The sequence below is a fragment of the Pseudomonas sp. HAR-UPW-AIA-41 genome, assembly GCF_002304225.1.
Classification (GTDB): domain Bacteria; phylum Pseudomonadota; class Gammaproteobacteria; order Pseudomonadales; family Pseudomonadaceae; genus Aquipseudomonas.
Window position 1 is genome coordinate 139,924 of sequence record NZ_NSLB01000007.1, and the last position, 16,601, is coordinate 156,524.

16 protein-coding genes and 1 pseudogene are annotated in these 16,601 nt (G+C 62.8%); 13 read left to right on the forward strand and 4 right to left on the reverse strand.

Annotated elements, in window-relative coordinates:
- Positions 1–215: 215 nt before the first annotated feature.
- Complete coding sequence (gene yihA / locus CK486_RS14375) at positions 216–872, reverse strand: ribosome biogenesis GTP-binding protein YihA/YsxC (RefSeq protein WP_095940995.1); 657 nt, start codon at positions 870–872, stop codon at positions 216–218.
- A 189-nt stretch (positions 873–1,061) separates the two neighbouring features.
- On the opposite strand from yihA, the gene CK486_RS14380 reads away from it, so the two are divergent.
- The 6 genes from CK486_RS14380 (at position 1,062) to CK486_RS14405 (ending at position 5,779) form a co-directional block, all read left to right on the forward strand.
- Positions 1,062–1,352: a cytochrome c5 family protein gene (locus CK486_RS14380; RefSeq protein WP_095940996.1), complete on the forward strand. Its 291-nt coding sequence runs from the start codon at positions 1,062–1,064 to the stop codon at positions 1,350–1,352.
- 40 nt (positions 1,353–1,392) lie between these two features.
- Positions 1,393–1,722 (forward strand): cytochrome c, encoded by a 330-nt coding sequence (locus CK486_RS14385; RefSeq protein WP_095940997.1) that lies wholly within the window; start codon positions 1,393–1,395, stop codon positions 1,720–1,722.
- 41 nt (positions 1,723–1,763) lie between these two features.
- A complete protein-coding gene (locus tag CK486_RS14390; protein WP_095940998.1) occupies positions 1,764–2,369 on the forward strand; it encodes a cytochrome c in 606 nt (201 codons plus the stop codon).
- A 142-nt stretch (positions 2,370–2,511) separates the two neighbouring features.
- Complete coding sequence (locus CK486_RS14395; RefSeq protein WP_095940999.1) at positions 2,512–3,141, forward strand: thiol:disulfide interchange protein DsbA/DsbL; 630 nt, start codon at positions 2,512–2,514, stop codon at positions 3,139–3,141.
- A 6-nt stretch (positions 3,142–3,147) separates the two neighbouring features.
- Entirely contained in the window at positions 3,148–4,005 is an 858-nt protein-coding gene (locus CK486_RS14400; RefSeq protein WP_095941000.1) for an endonuclease/exonuclease/phosphatase family protein, read from the forward strand.
- A 19-nt stretch (positions 4,006–4,024) separates the two neighbouring features.
- A complete protein-coding gene (locus CK486_RS14405; RefSeq protein WP_095941001.1) occupies positions 4,025–5,779 on the forward strand; it encodes a GGDEF domain-containing protein in 1,755 nt (584 codons plus the stop codon).
- 14 nt (positions 5,780–5,793) lie between these two features.
- Here the strand turns inward: CK486_RS14405 and CK486_RS14410 are convergent, their stop codons facing one another.
- On the reverse strand, positions 5,794–7,215 hold the full coding sequence (locus CK486_RS14410) for a DASH family cryptochrome (protein WP_095941002.1): 1,422 nt from the start codon (positions 7,213–7,215) through the stop codon (positions 5,794–5,796).
- A 199-nt stretch (positions 7,216–7,414) separates the two neighbouring features.
- On the opposite strand from CK486_RS14410, the gene CK486_RS14415 reads away from it, so the two are divergent.
- The 3 genes from CK486_RS14415 to CK486_RS14425 are packed head-to-tail and all read left to right on the forward strand — an operon-like array spanning position 7,415 to position 10,391.
- Entirely contained in the window at positions 7,415–8,008 is a 594-nt protein-coding gene (locus CK486_RS14415; protein WP_095941003.1) for a MarC family protein, read from the forward strand.
- Positions 8,005–8,781, forward strand: coding sequence for an N-acetylmuramoyl-L-alanine amidase (locus tag CK486_RS14420; RefSeq protein ID WP_176481717.1), 777 nt, complete (start codon positions 8,005–8,007; stop codon positions 8,779–8,781). Before CK486_RS14415 ends, CK486_RS14420 begins: the two co-directional genes overlap by 4 nt.
- A 23-nt stretch (positions 8,782–8,804) precedes the next feature.
- Positions 8,805–10,391 (forward strand): EAL domain-containing protein, encoded by a 1,587-nt coding sequence (locus CK486_RS14425; protein WP_095941004.1) that lies wholly within the window; start codon positions 8,805–8,807, stop codon positions 10,389–10,391.
- Between the two features lies 1 nt (position 10,392).
- Here the strand turns inward: CK486_RS14425 and CK486_RS14430 are convergent, their stop codons facing one another.
- Both CK486_RS14430 and CK486_RS14435 read right to left on the reverse strand, forming a co-directional pair.
- The gene (locus tag CK486_RS14430; protein WP_095941005.1) at positions 10,393–10,800 is read right to left on the reverse strand and encodes a DUF1330 domain-containing protein; all 408 of its coding nucleotides are present in this window, start codon (positions 10,798–10,800) and stop codon (positions 10,393–10,395) included.
- A gap of 65 nt (positions 10,801–10,865) precedes the next feature.
- A complete protein-coding gene (locus CK486_RS14435) occupies positions 10,866–12,566 on the reverse strand; it encodes a sulfatase-like hydrolase/transferase (protein WP_095941006.1) in 1,701 nt (566 codons plus the stop codon).
- A gap of 156 nt (positions 12,567–12,722) precedes the next feature.
- On the opposite strand from CK486_RS14435, the gene CK486_RS14440 reads away from it, so the two are divergent.
- The 4 genes and pseudogenes from CK486_RS14440 to CK486_RS14450 all read left to right on the forward strand — a co-directional run.
- Complete coding sequence (locus CK486_RS14440; protein ID WP_095941007.1) at positions 12,723–13,949, forward strand: nucleoside recognition domain-containing protein; 1,227 nt, start codon at positions 12,723–12,725, stop codon at positions 13,947–13,949.
- A 72-nt stretch (positions 13,950–14,021) separates the two neighbouring features.
- Positions 14,022–14,543 (forward strand): annotated as a pseudogene (locus CK486_RS18530) (MCP four helix bundle domain-containing protein); the annotation flags it as partial.
- On the forward strand, positions 14,541–15,632 hold the full coding sequence (locus CK486_RS14445; protein WP_371915505.1) for a methyl-accepting chemotaxis protein: 1,092 nt from the start codon (positions 14,541–14,543) through the stop codon (positions 15,630–15,632). The pseudogene CK486_RS18530 and the gene CK486_RS14445, both read left to right, overlap by 3 nt.
- 159 nt (positions 15,633–15,791) lie before the next feature.
- Positions 15,792–16,601: MCP four helix bundle domain-containing protein (locus CK486_RS14450; protein WP_141248915.1), on the forward strand; the 810-nt coding region annotated here is incomplete at its 3' end.

Below are 16,601 nucleotides of genomic sequence, written 5' to 3' on the forward strand. Positions count from 1 at the left end.
ACGGAACTCTTTTCCTGAACACCGGGTCAGAGTACGTGAATGGTTGGTGAAACCTTCATTGCTCCTGAGTTTGTGCTCATTGTGTTGGCAGAATCTGGACCCACTCATCAGGTCCGGAGTTAGACCCCGAACTTCTCCCTCCCCATCCGAAGCTCGGGGTTTTTTTTGCCTGCAGAAAACCTGCCTGGTTGTCTTGGGCGGGCGATTTGGCCGCGTCAGGCCTCTTCGCTGTCCCCGTTGCTCTCGTCTTCCTCATCCAGCAGCCCCAGCCAGCCGGCCAGTACCTGCTGGGCTTCCTCCACGCCGAGGCGCTTGGGGGCCGAGAACAGCTGCAGGCTGGCGACATCGCCCCAGCCCTTGTGTACTTCCTGGCGCACCTTGAGCAGGGCGTTCTTGGCCGCGCCGTAGGCCAGCTTGTCGGCCTTGGTCAGCAGGACGTGCACGGGCAGGCGGCTGACCTGCGCCCAGTCGAGCATCAGGCGGTCGAAGTCGGTCAGCGGGTGGCGGATGTCCATCATCAGCACCAGGCCAACTAGGCTCTCGCGGCTGCCCAGGTAGGCTTCCAGATGGCGTTGCCAGTGCTGCTTGAGCGGAATCGGCACTTTGGCGTAGCCATAGCCTGGCAGGTCCACCAGGCGCCGTTCTTCATCGAGGGTGAAGAAGTTGAGCAGCTGGGTGCGCCCCGGGGTTTTCGAGGTGCGCGCCAGGCTGGCATGGGTCAGGGTGTTCAGCGCGCTGGATTTGCCGGCATTGGAACGCCCGGCAAAGGCCACTTCATAGCCCTCGTCGGGTGGGCACTGATCGACTTTGGCGGCACTGATGAGAAAGCGGGCCTGTTGGCACAGGCCGAGAATCGGATTTTTCGGGGGCATGGGGTTTCCACTGGTGCGACACGCAGTCGCAGGGGGCGGTTTCGTTTCCGTTTATGTCCCGCCAGTATATAATGCCGCAGATTTAGTGTGCGCTTTATCCCGCAGGGTTGAGTGTCCACGGGAACGATGTAGATAGCCCGCTCGACTAGAATGGCGGAACGTTCCCTTCCTCTCTGATGAGGTTTCACCATGAAGAAATTGCTTCTCGCTGCAAGCATGCTTGTGCTGTCCGCTGGTGTTCAGGCCGCGCAGGACCCGGAAGCGGTGTTCAACCGCGCCTGTGGCGTTTGCCACAACGGTCAACTGCCGATGGCACCGAAGAAGGGTGACGCCGCTGCCTGGGAACCACGCCTGAAACAGGGCATGGATACTCTGGTGCAGCATGTGACCAACGGCTTCAATGCCATGCCGCCGCGTGGCATGTGCATGGATTGCACGGCCGAGGATTACAAGGCCACCATCGAGTGGATGAGCAAGTAATCCGCGCGAACCCAAGTTTCCGAGGGACTGGATCATGCCGATGAACAAACTGCTTGTGAGTCTGCTGTTGACCTTGGGCACCTTCGGCGTAGTTCACGCCGAAGGTGATGCAAAAGCTGGTCAGGCCAAGACTGCTGTGTGTGCAGCCTGTCATGGCCCGGATGGTGAAACCGCTGCGCCGACCTTCCCCACGCTGGCCGGCCAGAGCGAGGCTTACCTGCTCAAGCAGTTGACCGACATGCGGAGCGGCAAGCGCAAAACGGTGGAAATGACCGGTTTGCTCGACAAGTTGAGCGACCAGGATTTGGCGGATATTGCCGCTTTCTATGCCAGTCAGAACGTGAGCGTCATCCGGTCGATGAGCAACTAAACTGACCCCCTATTACTCTTAGCCGTTAGTTGGATTAGCTGATGAACAAAGTACTCGTGACTCTGCTGTTGACCCTGGGTATCACCGGTGTGGCTCAGGCCGCCGGCGATGCCAAAGCTGGCCAGACCAAAGCCGCCATGTGTGGCGCCTGCCACGGTGCGGACGGCAACAGCGCCGCGCCAAACTTCCCGAAACTGGCTGGCCAGGGTGAGCGTTACCTGCTCAAGCAGATGAACGACATCAAGAGCGGCAACCGCACCGTGGTGGAAATGACCGGCCTGCTGACCAACATGAGCGAGCAGGACATGGCGGATATCGCCGCCTACTTCGCCAACCAGAGCATGAGCGTGGGCGCTGCTGATCCGGCGCTGGTCAAGGCCGGTGAGGCCCTGTACCGCGGTGGCAAGCTGGCCGAAGGCATGCCGGCCTGTACCGGTTGCCACTCGCCGAACGGTGCTGGCAACGACGCTGCCGGCTTCCCGCAACTGGGTGGCCAGCATGCCCAGTACGTGGCTAAGCAGCTGACCGACTTCCGCGAAGGCAACCGTACCAATGACGGCGACAGCATGATGATGCGCTCGGTAGCCGCCAAACTGTCCAACAAGGACATCCAGGCGATCTCCAGCTACATCCAGGGTCTGCACTGATCTCTGCGACTGTTGTTGCGGAAAAGGGTGGCTTCGGCCACCCTTTTTCATTTGTGCCCCGGCTAGAATGCCGGAACCTGTCACGCTGTTGCCGGTCGAACCCCTGCCGCCGCGTCGCGGACCATCTGCCAAGGAGTCAAGCATGCGTAACCTGATGTTCTCTGCCCTGCTCGCCGCCACTGCCCTGCTCAGCCCTGCTGTTCAGGCCGAGGGTATTGAAGCCGGCAAGCAATATGTCGAGCTGTCCACCCCGGTACCGGTGGCCAAGCCCGGCAAGATCGAAGTGGTGGAGCTGTTCTGGTACGGCTGCCCGCATTGCTATCAGTTCGAATCGACCCTCAATCCCTGGGCTGAAAAACTCCCGGAAGATGTGAATTTTGTTCGTGTGCCGGCCATGTTTGGTCGCATGTGGGACATCCACGGTCAGATGTTCATTACCCTGGAGGCCATGAAGGTCGAGCATAAGGTGCACACCGCCGTGTTCGACGCCATTCACAAGGAAGGGAAGAAGCTGGCGACCCCGGAAGAGATGGCCGACTTCGTTGCCACTCAGGGCGTGGACAAGGCCGCATTCCTCAAGACCTACAACTCCTTCGGTGTGAAGGGGCAGGTCGAGAAGGCCAAGAAGCTGGCCATGGCCTATCAGATCACCGGCGTACCGGTGCTGATCGTCAATGGTAAATACCGCTTCGACATCGGCTCCTCGGGTGGTCCGGAGAAGGCTCTGGAAGTGGCCGATCACCTGATCGCCAAGGAACGCGCGGCGCAGTAAGCCGCCATGCTGCGTCGCTGGTCGTCACCGCGCCAGGCCGGAACCTGCCAGACTCAGGTCAATCCGCGCTGCCGTGGTGGCGAGCTGCCGGCGGACGGGCGTCTGCGCCTGCTCAGTTTCAATATTCAGGTTGGCATCAGCACTCAGCGCTATCACCACTACCTGACCCGCAGCTGGCAGCATCTGCTGCCGCATGCCGGGCGTGCCGGCAACCTGCAGCGCATCGGTGAGCTGCTGCAGGGCTTTGATCTGGTGGCCTTGCAGGAGGCCGATGGTGGCAGCCTGCGTTCCGGCTACATCAACCAGGTCGAGCATCTGGCTCAGCTGGGTGACTTCCCTTACTGGTATCAGCAGCTCAACCGTAACCTCGGGCGCCTGGCTCAGCACAGCAACGGCGTGCTCAGCCGCCTCTGCCCGACCGGTCTCGAAGACCATCCATTGCCTGGTCCACGCGGCCGCGGGGCCATTTTTGTACGCTTTGGCGAAGGCCCCGAGGCGCTTGTGGTGGTGGTCATGCACCTGGCGCTTGGCGCGCGCACGCGCACCCGGCAGCTGGCCTATGTTCGCGAGCAGCTGCAGGGATACCGGCATCTGGTGCTGATGGGCGACATGAATACCCATGCGGTTGATCTTCTCGAGCATTCACCGCTGCGCGAGCTGGGCTTGGTTGCACCGCAGGTCGAGGCCACTTTTCCCAGCTGGCAGCCGCAGCGTTGTCTCGATCACATCCTGCTCAGCTCTGGGCTGACGCTGGAAAGGGTTGAAGTGCTCGACCAGCCAATCTCCGATCATCTGCCGGTTGCCGTGGATATTCGCCTGCCGACTGGCCTGGCCGGTTGCTTGCCGACTATGCTCAAGGGCTGAGAAAGCGCGGAGTGGCGGTATGAGCGAAGAGCAACGCTGGAAAGCCAAGTACCTTGAAAGTCTGGAGCAGCAGGAGAAGCTCGAGCGGCGTTGGGATGCGCGCCTCGACCTTCTGCGTCGCGGCTTGGTGCGAAGCTCGCTGGCGGCTGAAGGCGTAGACAAGGCGGTAGACCAGTGCATGGTCGAGTTGCGTGAGATCCTGCGCCGCGATGAAATTGATGCCGGCCTTTCGGCATTGATTCCACGCCTGGAAAAAGCGGTGTTGGACTCAGAGCAGCGGCGCCAGGAGCGCGTTGAGCAAAACTCCAGTGCCATTGACGGCCTGACTCAGCAGTTGCTCAAGCTTGAGCTGCCGGGTGAGGTGCGCAAGCCGCTCAAGAAGTTCAGTAAACAGATAGAGCAGCGGGCTAGCAATCCGCGCGAATTGCCCGCGCTGCTGGCCGAACTTAGTCATCTCCAGCAACAAGCCCTGAGCGTACTTGGTTCCTCCGAAAGCGAGCGTCCAGGTTTGCTGCAGCGCCTGTTTGGGGGGCGTGGTGAGTCCGCTGAGGCGGCGCCCGTGGAGAATGCAACCGCACCGGATGATGCGCCTGCACAAGTGATGGTGTCGGCTGCTAGCGCTGAGCAAGAGTCGCCGTTGCCTGAAAGTGTGATCGCTGTACCCGCCGCACAAGTCTCACCTGCAGCTGGTGATGAGTATGCCCTGCCCGAGGCCGATGAGCCTGGTTACAGTCAGGTGGCCGAGCACATTGCCGCCAGTCTGCTCAGCCTGCTTGGTGAGCTGGAGTTGCCACCGGCCCATACCGAACAGGGCGACCAGCTGCGCGAGCGCCTGCAGGGTGGGCTCAACTGGTACGAGTTGGTGCCGGTACTGGATGACCTCGCCGTGCTGGTACTGGCGGCCAGCAACAGCGGGCAGAAGGAATTTGCCCATTACCTGAAGCAGCTCAACGAGCGACTGGCTGCATTCATCGACAGCATCAGTGAAACACACACGGGTTATCAGGAGTCACTGGAAAGCGCCAAGGCCTTTGGCGACGAGTTGCGCCAGCAGGTCAGTGGATTGCAGAGCAGTGTGCAAGAGGCGACAGACTTGGAAAGCCTCAAACGCACAGTGGACAGTCGTCTGGAAGGTCTATTGAGCACAGTCAGTGCCTTCCAGAAACAGCGTGACAGCCGTGAGCAGGATATGGTCGAGCGACTGCAGACGCTGGTGGCGCGGGTCAACGAGATGGAGCAGGAAGCGCAGGGCTTCCGCGACAGTATCGAGGAGCAGCGGCAGAAGGCTCTGGTTGATCCATTGACCGGTCTGCCTAACCGCGCAGCCTGGAATGAACGAGCCGCGTTGGAGGTTGCGCGCTGGCAGCGTTATGGCGGTGAGCTGCAGCTGGCGGTGCTGGATGTCGATCTGTTCAAGCGCATCAACGACAATTACGGCCATCTGGCCGGTGACCGGGTGTTGAAGATCATCGCGCAGGAGTTGGCCAAGCGCCTGCGCAAAACCGACTTCATTGCCCGGTTCGGTGGTGAAGAGTTCGTCGTGCTGTTGCCTGCGACGCCCCTGGACGGCGCGGAGCAGTTGCTGGAAACCCTGCGGACGGCCATCGAGGCCTGTCCGTTCCATTTCAAGGGTGAGCGTCTGATCATTACCCTGTCTGGCGGACTGGCCAGTTTTGCCAGTGGCGACACCCTGGAGGCAGTCTTCGAGCGTGCGGATCAGGCGCTTTACCAGGCCAAAGGCAGCGGGCGCAATCGCATCATCCGCGCGCCCTGAGCGGGTGCCAACGCTTAGGCCGCGGCTGTCAAATAGGGTTTCCAGCTATCTGGTACCTGTTCCAGGCGTGGGTAGTGCAGCGCTTCCAGTTGTAACCCGGAGAGCTGGAAGGGTGTGTGCCGCAGATGCTGTGGTATGCCGCGCAGCTCGGGTAGCCAAAGGCTCACATAGTCGGCCTGTGGGTCGTACAGGCGGGCCTGGCGGAGGGCATTGAACAGGCGCTGGCGGCGCGGGTCACTGCCCACGCCGGCAAGGTAGGCCCAGTTGCCCCAGTTGCTGGCCGGGTCGTAATCCAGCAGGTGCTCCTCGAACCAGGCGGCGCCATGCCGCCAGTCCTGCTGAAGGTCGTTGATCAGGTAGCTGGCGACGACCTGGCGTCCTCGGTTTGACATGAAGCCGGTAGCCGCCAGTTCGCGCATGTTGGCATCCACCAGCGGCATCCCCGTGCGGCCCTGGCACCATTGCTCGAAGCGCTGGTCCACCTGTTGCGATGCCAGAACGGTGGCTTTCAGCCCGCCAGCCTGAAACAGGGCGCTGCCGTGTCGTACCAGGGTCCAGCGGAAAAACTCGCGCCAGTACAGCTCATCGGTCAGTGCCAGGGTCGACTCGTTGCGTCCGTAACGGCTCTCGTGGCGACGCAGTTCCGCCATCACCCGGCGCGCTGACAGACAGCCATTTGCCAGCCAGGGCGACAGTTTGCTGGAGTACTCGCTACCGATGAGGCCGTTGCGCGTTTCCTGATAGGTACGCACGTTCTGGCTGACCCACAGGTAGTCGCGCAGACGCGCTTGTGCAGCACTTTCGCCACCGGCAAAGGGAAAAGCACTATTGGCCACCGGGAGGGGTTCGCCAAGACCCAGCTGACTGAGTGTCGGCAGCGGGCCAAATAGCTTGGCGCTGCCTCGGGGTGGCAGAGGCAAGTGTGGAGGTAGCGGACGGGGCTGGAAAACCAGTACGCGTTCTTCCAGCAATTGACGGAACTGACTAAAAATCGAAGGCAACTGAGCGACCAGGCAGGGCAACTGCTCGCGGCTGAGCAGGTGGTTACCCGGCAGCTCGCGCAGGCTTACCTGACCGAGCTGCTGGCGAACGCGCTGAACCTGCTGGCGCTCTTCCGGGGCAATTTCCTCCAATGTCAGCACCTCATTGAATTGCAGGCGCTGGACCAGTTCCGGAATGAGCTGCTCGGCCTGGCCCTGGAGCACCAGCAGGCGCGAGCCGAGCTGACGCAGGCCGTGGTCGAGGGTCGCCAGCGACTCCAGAAGAAAGCGCGCCCGGTGAACACCAAGACGTCGGGGCCCCAGTGCACTCGCCTCGAATAACTGTGGGTCAAGGACATACACCGCGAGCAACTCATCGGCCGCCTCGGCTGCCTGCAGCGCCGGATGATCATCGAGGCGCAAATCCTGTTTGAACCACAGTAGCGAACGGAGCATGACCGTGACCCTCGCGGGGTAGTAATGCTTTGAGCATAAACGGGCCGCCTGAGTGCGAAAGGTCGGCGGGCAGCCGGCGCCAGCCGTTGGTCGCATTTGTCGGTGGTTTAGGTCGGAAATCGGCGTTTCGTCACGTTTGTCCTAGGACCTACACTGCAGCCATCGCTCTTCAGGCACTGCGCTCATCAGGAACCGCCCCATGGACATTCTCGGCATTGCCGTACTGATCTTTCTGGTCACCGACCCCTTCGGCAACATCGCCATCTTCCTCGCAGCCCTCAAAGGGGTGGCGCCCGAGCGCCGTCTGCGTGTGGCGCTGCGTGAGCTGCTGTTCGCCCTCGGCCTGCTTCTGCTGTTTCTCACCTTCGGTGAATGGCTGCTCAAGGGGCTGGGCCTGTCGCGCGAGTCGATCGCCATAGCCGGCGGCATCATCCTCTTCATCATTGCCCTGCGCCTGATCTTCCCCTCGCCGCAGGGCCTGCTCGGTGAGGTGCCGGATGGTGAGCCGCTGCTGGTGCCGCTGGCCACTCCGGCGGTGGCCGGGCCCTCGGCGCTGGCGCTGCTGATGACCCTGCGCAACACCCACGATGGCCCGCTGTGGGAACTTTATGCGGCAGTCCTGCTGGCCTGGGCCGGCACGGCGCTGATCCTCTCGCAGGCCACCCGGCTGCACAAATGGCTGGGCGCGCGCGGGCTGAATGCGGTGGAGCGTCTTACCGGGATGCTGCTGATCATGCTCAGTGTCGATATGCTGCTGGATAACCTACAGAGCATCCTGCATATCACCCCATGAGCCGTTTCCTGCTGTCCCTGAGTCTGTGCCTGCTGCTGGCCGGTTGTGCCGGTGGACTGAAGATCAACCGCGAGCACCCCTCCAGCAATCACAGCAGCCGCGTGCAGTACGTGGTGGTGCACTACACCTCCACGGGCGTCGAGCGCTCGCTGCAGCTGCTCACCCAGGGCAGCGTCAGTAGCCATTACCTGATCGATGCGGCGCCAGCCACCGTCTACCAGTTGGTAGACGAAGACCGCCGCGCCTGGCATGCCGGTGACAGCCAGTGGCGCGGACGTACCTGGCTGAATGCCAGCAGCATCGGTATCGAGCTGGTCAACGAGGGCTATCGCGACGGGGCGGATGGTCGCCAGTGGCAGCCTTACAGCGAGGCGCAGATCAGCGCGCTGATCGCCCTGCTCAAGGACATCGTGCAGCGCCATCATCTGCCGATCGACAGCATCATCGGCCACAGCGACATTGCCCCGCAGCGCAAGGTCGACCCCGGCCCGCTGTTTCCGTGGAAGCGCCTGGCCGACGCCGGGCTGATCCGCTGGCCGGATGCCCGTCAGGTGGCGGCCCTGCAGCCCGGCTTCGCTCAGCACCTGCCCGATGCTTTGTGGTTCCAGCAGCAACTGGCTGAAGTGGGCTACGGTATTGCCTTCAGCGGCGAGTTCGATGAGCAGACGCGCAACGTGTTGGCGGCCTTCCAGATGAAGTACCGGCCAGTGCGCTACGATGGCCAGGCCGACAGCGAAACGGCCGCCCTGTTGGCCAGCCTGACGCAGCACTGAACGGATCACACAGGGAGGTGAGCATGATCAAGCAGATGTCACGCTACTGGCGCTGGTGCTATCGGCCCTGGCCACTGGGCCTGCTGGTCGGTCTGCTAAGCAGCCTATTGCTCTTGAGCGGTGCCTGGCAGCTTGGAACTTGGCAGGCGCGGCAGAGTGAGCAGCAGCGCCTGGGTGTACTGCATGCCGAGGTTGTGCGGCGCAGTGCAGTTCTGCTCAGCGAGTTGGCCGGGCATCTGCAGGTACTGGATCAGCAGAAGATCGCCCAGTGTGACGACAATGCCCGCCAACAGCTGCGTAGCTTGCGCCACGGCATGCTCTACACCCACGCGGTCGCTTTGCGTCTGGCTGATGGGCAGTGGTGCTACAGCCTGCCCCTGCCAACGGAGCAGCAGTTGCAGAGCTATCAGGCCTGGCAGTTCGATAGCGTTAGGCTGTTGTGGAATCCGCAGCAGTTGAGTGTGTCCAGCCAGCCTTCTTTACTGCTGATGGATGCTGGTGCGCAGGTAGCCAGCAGCCTGCGTTATTTGCAGGAGACAATCGCTCTGCCTGACGGCTATCAGGCGTTGCTGACCGATGCGCAGGGGCAGCGCATGCTGGATTTCAGTGGTGTGCGCATGGTGACCACGGCCACCGAGCAGGCAGCGGCGCAATCGCCACAGCCGCTGTTTGTCGCCGATGGCAAAGTCTACCTGCGCGGCCCGGGCGACAGTCGCGGGATGCGCCTGCTGCTGGTGACCGATGATGGCCCGCTGCGGCAGGCCACGGCTTACTACCAGCGGCTGTTTGGCGGTCTGGCTCTGGCATTCGCTGCCCTGCTCGGCTGGCTGGCGGCGCTGCTGATCCGCCACGAGCAATCCCTGCACAAGGCCTTGCAACTGGCCCTGCGTCGCGGCGAGCTGGAGGTCGATTATCAGCCGCTGGTGGATTTGCAGACCCGCCGCTGCGTGGGCGCCGAAGCGCTGGTGCGCTGGCGGCGCGCCGATGGTCAGCGGGTGCGGCCTGATCTGTTCATTCCCCAGGCCGAGGACAGCGGGCAGATCTGCGCCATCACCCAGCGGGTGATCGAGCTGGTGCTGGCCGAGGTGGGTGAGCTGCTGCGCTCGAACCCGCAGCTATACGTTTCGGTCAATCTGGCCGCCGCCGATATTGCCGGAGCGGCCTTTGCCGAACCGGCGCGGCGCCTGCTGCGTGAGGCCGGCGTGGCGCCGGGGCAACTGGTCTGGGAGGTGACCGAGCGGGGCCTGGTCGATGTTGAGCTGGCCACCCGCCTGCTGGGGCAGTTGCGCGCCGATGGCCACCGCATTGCCATCGACGACTTCGGTACCGGCTACTCCAGCCTGTCCTACCTGCAGCAACTGCCGGTGGATGTGCTGAAGATCGACAAGAGCTTTGTCGATGCCCTGGGCACCGAAGCCGCCAGCAGCCCGGTGGCGCCGCATGTGATCGAGATGGCCCGCGATCTCGGTCTCAAGGTGATCGCCGAAGGGGTCGAGCATGAACGCCAGGCCGTCCTGCTGGCTGAGCTGGGCGCACAGATCGGCCAGGGCTGGCTGTTCGCCAAACCGCTGGATGCCCAGGCGTTCCGGATGTTTGTCGCGCAGCACTGACTCAGTTGTTCGGCAGGCAGCCCACCAGGCGCGAGTCGGCCAGCGCCGCGGTACGGTGCACAGTCGCCGCCTGGTACTCCGGGTCGGCCAGCATGCTGAGAAAGGCGCTCTTTGACGGATAGCGCACCAGCAGCAGTTCATCCCACTGCTCGTCCTGAGGGGCGATCAGCATCGCCTGAGCCGGCGCCATCACTTCGACCCGGCCACCCACACCCTGCACCTTGTTCAGCGCGGTATGGCTGTAGCGCCTGTAGGCCTCGCGGCCGCTGCAGGGGCTATGGCCACTGTCGTCCGGATAGGCCGCGGCATCGCGATAGCGCAGCAGATTGAGCATGAGGATGGGCGTTTCATCAGGCATCTGCTGGGCGAAACGGGCCAGTTGTTCGCGGCTGGGGTTGATGCTGGGCATGGCAGGCTCCTGGCATGTTGGGTGATGCAGCCTGTGCCGCATCGGTGCCTTCAGGCAAGCATTATTCAGGGCGTGGATGCGGCTTTTGCCAGATCGTTTAGCCAGCGGCTGAGCAGGCGCGGTTGATCGTAGACCAGGCCTCCGGGTGTCTCCTTCACCCGTTGAATCAGGTTGTCGCCGAATAACTGCTTGCCCTGCACAAAGTGCTCTCCGCTCTGCAGATTGGGGTTGTCGACACGACTGCCCAGTCGTTCCGCCAGCCAGATGCCCAGCTCGTAGTGGCTGACCCACTGCTGCGTGCTGAGCGCCTGCAGTGTGCTGGCCGGAGCGTCACGGGCGATGATGATCACCGGCACCTCCGCTACTTGCGGCACCAGGTCGTTATGTCCCCAGCGGCCCTGTTCGCCCAGCAGTTGGCCGTGGTCGCCGGTAATCACCATATAGCGCTCGCCTTCCAGTTGCTCGAAGCGCTCGATCATCTCGGCCAGCACGTCATCCAGATAGCGAAGGGCATTGTCGTAGGCGTTGGCCTGACGTTCTTCGCGCGGCAGCGAGGCGGTGATCGGCCAGCGTTCTACCGGTTCGGTGTGCTGGTCGTAGTTTTCTTCATAGGGCAGGTGCGCGGTGCGCAGGTTGATCACCACAAAGTTGCGTGCCCCCCAGCGCTGCTCGCCCAGCAGATCGACCAGGGCATGGTCATGGCGCTTCAGGAAGCGCAGCGGGTAGTCCTCGCGGGTGATCGATACATCCAGGTAGCGGCTGCCGAGATGGCTGAGCAGCTTGGACTCCTGAGCCGACAGCCAGTGGGTGCGAAAACCGCCCTGCTGGGCCAGGCGGAACAGGTTGTGCGGCTGCTCGCGCAGCAGATGTGGTTGCCCCGGTTCACGGATGACATTGAGCAGGTTCGGCAGGCTGACGGCTGTGGCGACCCCCGAGGCGATACCGGGTTTGGCCAGTAGTTGCTCCTCTGCCTGCAGCCGGCTGAGCGTGGGCGTGGTGTCGCGGTGATAGCCGAGTACACCGAGCCGGTCCGTGCGCAGCGAGTCGGCCACCACCAGCCACACATGCTTGGCCGATGTCGCAACCGGGTTGATCTGATAGGGCTTGAACGGTGCGGGAGGCAACGCTTCGGCCGGACGAAAGGCCAGACGTACGCCGTAGAAGGCAAAGGCATTGAAGCTGTTGTGCAGACCGCTGCGTGTGGGCCCCGGCATAAACGAGCTGAGGTCGCGGTAGGTGGCGCGGTAAGGCTTGCTGCCCAGCACCAGAATGATGATCAGCAGTGCCCAGCGGCTTTGTGGCAGGCGCACGCGGCGCGGGATGAGGTTGTGCATCAGAAGCAAAAGACCGTAGGGCAGCAGCACGCTGGGCAGTACATGCCAGTGGTCGCCGAAGCTGTTCCAGCCGGTTTCACGCACTTCGGCAAAGTCGCCGAACAGGCTGACGATGTCCTGAGCAGCCAGGGGTTCGCCGAAGAAGGAGACGTGGCTGAGCTGAATCAACTGCATGCTGCCCAGCAGAACCAGCAGGGCACTGACCAGCCTCGGCATGCCGCACCACCACAGCGCCAGGCTGAACAGCCAGACCACGAACACGAAGCGCAGCTCCAGTTCGGCCTGGTTGGCCGGGGTGAACAACTGCTGAATGAAGTCGTCGGCCATCAGCAACAGACTGCTCAGGACGCTCAGCAGCAACAGGCGGAGGGTGGCGGTTTTCCAGGGTAGCGGCGCCGATGAGGGGGCCGGCGCGAGAGCGGTCAGCGACATATCCGACTTCTTTGCTGGGAAATGGCCGGATGATACGGGCGCCAGACCCGGCGACAAGCGTCTGCCTAAGGGCAGTTGTAACCGCAGATAACGGCCAGACGGTGCCGTTACTGCCGCCGCCCGTTATGATCGCCGCTTGGACCGGGGGAGATGGCGATGCTTAACGGCTTGTGGCTGGGCTTTTTCGTGGTGGCGGCAATTGCCGGGCTGACGCGCTGGATCGGTGGCGACCCCGGCGTCTGGGCGGCCATGGTGGAGAGCCTGTTCGCCATGGCCAAGCTGTCGGTCGAGGTGATGATCCTGCTGTTCGGCACCCTCACCCTGTGGCTTGGTCTGCTGCGTATCGCCGAGAAGGCCGGTCTGGTCGATGCCCTGGGGCGAGCCCTGGCACCGCTGTTTGCCCGCCTCATGCCGGAGGTGCCGCGTGGCCATCCGGCCCTCGGCCTGATCACCCTCAACTTTGCCGCCAATGGCCTGGGTCTGGACAACGCCGCCACTCCCATCGGCCTCAAGGCCATGAAGGCGCTGCAGGAACTCAATCCGTTGCCGCACACGGCGAGCAATGCGCAGATTCTGTTTCTGGTGCTCAACGCCTCCTCACTGACTTTGCTGCCGGTGTCGATCTTCATGTACCGCGCCCAGCAGGGGGCGGACGACCCGACCCTGGTGTTCCTGCCCATCCTGCTTGCCACCACGGCTTCGACGCTGGTCGGCTTGCTCAGCGTGGCGCTGGTGCAGCGTCTGAGACTGTGGGACCCGGTGGTGCTGGCCTACCTGATTCCCGGAGCCCTGCTGTTGGGTGGCTTCATGGCGTTGCTGGCCGGCCTCAGCGCTACGGCGCTGGCAGCTCTGTCCTCGTTGCTGGGCAACCTCACGCTGTTCAGCCTGATTCTGCTGTTTCTGCTGCTGGGCTCGCTGAAGAAGGTGCCGGTCTACGAAACCTTCGTCGAGGGCGCCAGGGAAGGTTTTGACGTCGCCAAGAATCTGCTGCCCTACCTGGTGGCGATGCTCTGCGCCGTCGGCGTGCTGCGCAGCTCCGGCGCGCTGGAGGTGCTGCTCGATGGCATCCGCTGGTGTGTCGAGGGGCTGGGCTGGGACACCCGCTTTGTCGAGGCGCTGCCCACCGCGCTGGTCAAGCCGTTCTCCGGCAGTGCGGCGCGGGCCATGCTGATCGAAACCATGCAGACCCACGGCGTCGACAGCTTCCCGGCGCTGGTGGCGGCTACCGTGCAGGGCAGTACCGAGACCACCTTCTATGTGCTCGCCGTGTACTTCGGCGCGGTGGGCATCCAGCGCGCCCGCCATGCGGTGGGCTGCGCCCTGGCGGCCGAGCTGGCCGGCGTGCTGGCGGCCATCGGCGTGTGCTACTGGTTCTTCGGCTAGCGTCAGAGCCTCAACTTTCCGGCTGTCCGGACGTTAACCCTCTCACCTGTTAAAGATTGACTGGAGTTTGTGATGTCACTTCGAAAGCTGACTGTGCGTACCCGGAACCTGCTGGGCTTTGGCCTGCTGGGGAGCATTCTGCTGGTGACCGGTGTTGTGGCGCTGATGCAGATACAGAATCTCAAGAGCAATGTTCTGGAAATGCGTGACGAGTGGATGCTTGGATTGGACGAGATGGCGCAGATGAAGTCCGACCGGCAGAACGTTCGCCTCAAGGAAAGCCTGGTCCTGACGATTCCGGATCAAGTTGACGCACTATCGCAGGACATCAATCAGTTTCTCCTGAGCGCCCATGAGGTTGAGCAGAAATACGATCGCGAGATTGTTTATGAGCACGATCGGCGCGCTTTTGATGCCTACGTCACCAAGGCTCGCGAGTATGAGCAAGCATTACAGGCCGTGCTGGCGTCGATCCGTGCCGGTGAGCCGGATCTGGCCAGCGTCGGGGCCAGCCAGCAGGCCTATACCCGCATGATGGAAGCTCTGGACGCTGTGGCTGAACTCAACCGCGAAGGTGCTCAGGCCGCAGGTCTGGATGCTGAGCAGGATGCCCAGAAGGCTGTGACGGTATTCTCTGTTCTGCTGGGGCTTGGTCTGCTGCTGACCCTGACCACTGCCTGGCTGCTAAGCCGCAGCATCACGCAGCCGCTGGAAGAGCTGAAGGCATTGGCCGCACGCATTGCCGGCGGTGACCTGAGTCAGCCTGTTCGCTGCGAGGGTGCCGACGAGATCACCGATGTGCAGCATTCGCTGGAGCAGATGCAGGCCAGCCTGCGCGATACCCTGCATGCCATTCAGGGTTCGGCCACCCAACTGGCCTCGGCCGCCGAGCAGATGCACGCCATTACCGACCAGACGGCGCGGGGCATTCATCAGCAGAACGAGGAAATCCAGATGGCGGCGACCGCCGTCACCGAGATGTCGGCCGCCGTGGATGAGGTGGCGCGCAACGCCAACCACACCTCCGACTCCTCCCGCGAAGCCGAGCAGACCGCTCAGGCCGGCCGCAAGCAGGTCGGTATCACCCGCGACACCATCGTCCAGCTGACCGGCAAGCTGGATGGCACCTCGGCCACCATCAGCCGTCTGGCCCAGGAAGCCATCGCCATCGGCCAGGTGCTGGAAGTGATCCGCACCATCGCCGAACAGACCAACCTGCTGGCCCTCAACGCCGCGATCGAAGCGGCCCGTGCCGGTGATCAGGGCCGCGGCTTTGCCGTGGTGGCTGATGAAGTACGGGCGCTGGCGCAACGCACGCAGAGTTCCACCCAGGAAATCGAGCGGATGATCAGCGCGATTCAGAGCGCCAGTCAGGAGTCGGTCGGTGCCATGCAGCAGAGCAGCGAATTCGCCAAGCGCAGCCAGGAGCTGGCCAGCGAGGCGGACAATGCGCTGGTGCAGATTGCTGAGCGCATCAGCCAGATCAACGAGATGAACCTGGTGATTGCCAGTGCCGCCGAAGAGCAGGCGCAGGTGGCCCGCGAGGTCGACCGCAATCTGGTGGCCATCCGCGACATCGCCGAGCAGAGCGCCGACGGCGCCAGCCAGACGTCCACGGCGAGCGACGAACTGGCCCGCCTGGCCGGGCAGCTCAACCAGATGGTAGGGCGCTTCCGCTTGTAATGGCTCGCTCAAGATGAAGAACCCCGCTCCGGCGGGGTTCTTCATCTTCGGGTGCAAGAAAGGCGCACGTTTTTGCTGGGCTTCGCAGGAAAAACTTCAACTTTACCGCCAGACTGTCGTTAACCCTTTTACGTCTTTTTGGATAAGCCGGAGTTCGCGATGTCCCTTCGTAACTTCACTGTGCGTGCGCGTAACCTGATCGGCTTCGGCCTGCTGGGTCTGATTTTACTGGTGGTTGGCCTGGCCGCTCTGAAGCAGATCGATACCCTGCGTGAGAATGCCCTGGAGATCCGTGATGTCTGGATGCAGGGCCTGGACTGGATGGGGCAGATCAAAGCTGATCGGTTAAGTATCCGACTGCAGGAAAGTCTGGCGATGACCATGCCGGATCAGATCGATACCTTCAGCGAGGAGATTCGAACCTTAAAGGCCGATGTCGACAAGTATGACGGTCGCTACGAGGCCACCATCATCAGCGATGACGACCGCCGTCTGTTCGATGCTTACCGCCAGCGTAGCCAGACCTACGAGCGTGCCCTGCAGGATGTGCTGGCCAGCCTGCGCAGCGGTAACCCGGATCTGGGCAGCATCGGTGCCAGCCAGACCAGTTACCGCGAGATGATCAAGGCCCTTGATGAGGTAGTGGAGCTGAATCGCAAGGGCGCGCTGGCGGCGGGTGAGAAGGCCGAGGCGAGTGCCAATCAGGCAGAGGTGGTGTTCATCGTGCTGCTGGTGGTGGGCCTGCTGCTGACGCTGATCACCGCCTGGCTGCTCAGCCGCAGCATCACCCAGCCGCTGGAAGAGCTGAAGGCGGTTGCAGCGCGTATTGCCGGTGGTGACCTGAGCCAGGCCGTGCGCTGCGAGGGCAGTGACGAGATCACCGATGTGCAGCATTCGCTGGAGCAGATGCAGGCCAGCCTGCGCGATACCCTGCATGCCATTCAGGGTTCGGCCACCCAACTGGCCTCG

Coding starts and splice junctions, on each gene's coding strand:
- yihA (WP_095940995.1), bottom strand. CDS start 872: ATGCCCCCGAAAAATCCGATTCTCGGCCTGTGCCAACAGGCCCGCTTT.
- CK486_RS14380 (WP_095940996.1), top strand. CDS start 1,062: ATGAAGAAATTGCTTCTCGCTGCAAGCATGCTTGTGCTGTCCGCTGGT.
- CK486_RS14385 (WP_095940997.1), top strand. CDS start 1,393: ATGAACAAACTGCTTGTGAGTCTGCTGTTGACCTTGGGCACCTTCGGC.
- CK486_RS14390 (WP_095940998.1), top strand. CDS start 1,764: ATGAACAAAGTACTCGTGACTCTGCTGTTGACCCTGGGTATCACCGGT.
- CK486_RS14395 (WP_095940999.1), top strand. CDS start 2,512: ATGCGTAACCTGATGTTCTCTGCCCTGCTCGCCGCCACTGCCCTGCTC.
- CK486_RS14400 (WP_095941000.1), top strand. CDS start 3,148: ATGCTGCGTCGCTGGTCGTCACCGCGCCAGGCCGGAACCTGCCAGACT.
- CK486_RS14405 (WP_095941001.1), top strand. CDS start 4,025: ATGAGCGAAGAGCAACGCTGGAAAGCCAAGTACCTTGAAAGTCTGGAG.
- CK486_RS14410 (WP_095941002.1), bottom strand. CDS start 7,215: ATGCTCCGTTCGCTACTGTGGTTCAAACAGGATTTGCGCCTCGATGAT.
- CK486_RS14415 (WP_095941003.1), top strand. CDS start 7,415: ATGGACATTCTCGGCATTGCCGTACTGATCTTTCTGGTCACCGACCCC.
- CK486_RS14420 (WP_176481717.1), top strand. CDS start 8,005: ATGAGCCGTTTCCTGCTGTCCCTGAGTCTGTGCCTGCTGCTGGCCGGT.
- CK486_RS14425 (WP_095941004.1), top strand. CDS start 8,805: ATGATCAAGCAGATGTCACGCTACTGGCGCTGGTGCTATCGGCCCTGG.
- CK486_RS14430 (WP_095941005.1), bottom strand. CDS start 10,800: ATGCCCAGCATCAACCCCAGCCGCGAACAACTGGCCCGTTTCGCCCAG.
- CK486_RS14435 (WP_095941006.1), bottom strand. CDS start 12,566: ATGTCGCTGACCGCTCTCGCGCCGGCCCCCTCATCGGCGCCGCTACCC.
- CK486_RS14440 (WP_095941007.1), top strand. CDS start 12,723: ATGCTTAACGGCTTGTGGCTGGGCTTTTTCGTGGTGGCGGCAATTGCC.